Raw genomic sequence first — 2,505 nt, forward strand, 5'->3', positions numbered from 1 at the left:
GTGCGCCCGTAAAGGGAATTTGACGAATGTCGCTTTGGCAAGCGACTGGGCAAGTGTTTAAATGCCCATTAACAACCGCTAACCGGAGGGGGAAACCCCATAAGGGAACATAGCACGTTGGTAAAGCCATAAGTCAGCCAACTGTCAGGCTGCGACCGAATGGCAAGTTAAGATGACAGATATGAGGATAAAGCCTGTATTGGTTGAACGATAGTCTGAGCAGTCATATCCTTGGGCAATGACGGAAGACAGTTGAATAATTCTTTGGAATTATGCCGTCATGTTGCGGTACTACACTGATGAGTGGTAGCAGGAGTAGCATAAACTTACCGCAAGGCAACTACCATAAGTAGTAAAGGACGAAAGTCGTATCCGACAATCTGTCAAGCCAATAGTCGTCAAATTTCTAAACGGGGATTGCCTAAACCGGAAAGCCTGTTGTACGGCTATGGGGTCTGCCCCTGAATATCCGGCAGGGCAACGGAGCTTCCATAGTAGTCTGAGCAGGGTAACGCCCTGTACATGGCGAAGGGAAGCAGCTAATTAAGTTTAACAATTTAAAGGAAAATGTGAGAGACATGAGAAATCCAGAAAATGTGTTGAACAGTCTGAGTAAACACAGCGGTAACTTGAACTATAAGTTTGAGCGGCTGTATAGAGTGCTGTTTAACGAGGGAATGTTTTATGTAGCCTATCAGAATATTTATAGCAAGACAGGCAACATGACGGCAGGAGTTGATGGTAAAACCATTGACGGAATGAGCATTGACCGAGTTGAACAACTGATTGGCAGTCTTAAAAATGAGACTTATCAGCCTAATCCGTCCAAAAGGACGTACATACCTAAGAAAAACGGGAAAAAACGTCCGCTTGGCATACCCTCTTTTAATGATAAGATGGTACAGGAAGTAGTTAGAATGATACTTGAAGCAATCTATGAAGGTAGTTTTGAACATACTTCACATGGGTTCCGTCCCAAACGAAGTTGTCATACCGCTCTTATAGACATACAAAAGACATTCACTGCCGTGAAATGGTTTATCGAAGGCGATATTAAAGGATTCTTCGACAATATCAATCATAACGTACTGATTAATATTCTTCGGGAACGTATCGCTGACGAGAGATTTTTGCGGCTTATCAGAAAATTCCTGAATGCCGGATATGTGGAAGACTGGGTATTTCATAGAACGTACAGTGGAACTCCGCAAGGCGGGATTATCAGCCCAATACTGGCTAACATCTACCTTGACAAGTTCGACAAGTACATCAAGGAATACATCAATCGGTTCAATAAAGGGGTAACGAGAAAAGGCGACGCTCGATACAAGCTCTACGAACAGCGGAGATACCGACTGGCAAAGAAACTAAAGAATGAGAAAGATGTAAAGGTAAGGGAACTGATGACCGCCGAAATTAAGCGGCTACGAGAAGAACGGAACAACTATCCGGCACGTAATGAAATGGACAGCAGTATCAAACGGTTAAAATACGTGAGATACGCAGATGATTTTCTGATTGGAATTACCGGTAGTCTTGAAGACTGCAAAACAGTAAAAGAGAATATTAAGAATTATTTGAATGAAGCTCTTAAACTGGAACTGTCAGACGAAAAGACACTGATAACCAATGCGCAGAAACCAGCGAAATTTCTCGGATATGACGTATTTATACGTAGGTGTAACGATTTACGTAAGGATAAGTTCGGTAAAACGGTTCGTGCATTCGGACACAAGCCTGTATTGTACCTGAATTTTGAAACGATGCGGAAGAAACTCTTTGATTATAAAGCCGCAAGAATTGCGATCGTCAATGGCAAAGAGGTTTGGAAATCCATCGTCAGAACGTACATGCTGAACTTGGATGACTTGGAAATAGTCAGTCAGTTCAATGCCGAAATCCGGGGGTTCTACAACTACTACTCAATAGCCAATAATAGCTACGTCATCAATTCTTTCTATCACATTATGTCATACAGTATGTACAAGGTATTTGCAAGCAAATACAAATCATCTGTAAAGAAAATACTTCTGAAATATAAAAAGAACAAGGTTTTCCAAGTGGCATATGAAAATAGCAAGGGGAAGACACTTTACCAAGCATTCTATCATGATGGTTTCAAACGCAAAAAGGTTGCAGGCAATATTTACTGTGACACTATCCCACGGACAATTTCCATAACAGGTGGACGTAACAGCCTTATGGAAAGGTTGAAACTCCAAGTCTGCGAATTATGCGGCGCCACCGATAAACTCGAAATGCATCACGTTCGCAAACTTAAAGACCTGAAAGGTAAATCCGACTGGGAAAAGAAAATGATAGCTCGAAGACGAAAAACTTTGGCTGTCTGCTCAAAGTGTCATGCAAAAATAGACCCCGACCGAAGAATCAGACTGAATTAATTAGTGGAGAGCCGGATACAGGGAGACTTGTAAGTCCGGTTCGGAGGCGAGTACTCGGAAACCTATTATAGAAATATGACAAGGCGCTGGGTGCTTAGCCTAC

1 protein-coding gene is annotated in these 2,505 nt (G+C 42.2%); it reads left to right on the plus strand.

Annotated elements, in window-relative coordinates:
• Positions 1-578 precede the first annotated feature (578 nt).
• Complete coding sequence (locus tag HMPREF2794_RS07890; protein ID WP_070751294.1) at positions 579-2,402, plus strand: reverse transcriptase/maturase family protein; 1,824 nt, start codon at positions 579-581, stop codon at positions 2,400-2,402.
• Positions 2,403-2,505: the final 103 nt, after the last annotated feature.

The sequence above is a fragment of the Bacteroides sp. HMSC067B03 genome, assembly GCF_001811315.1.
Taxonomy (GTDB): domain Bacteria; phylum Bacteroidota; class Bacteroidia; order Bacteroidales; family Bacteroidaceae; genus Bacteroides; species Bacteroides faecis.

What these genes read in the sequence shown, in the direction of transcription:
- HMPREF2794_RS07890 (WP_070751294.1), top strand. Translation starts at nt 579, where the DNA reads ATGAGAAATCCAGAAAATGTGTTGAACAGTCTGAGTAAACACAGCGGT.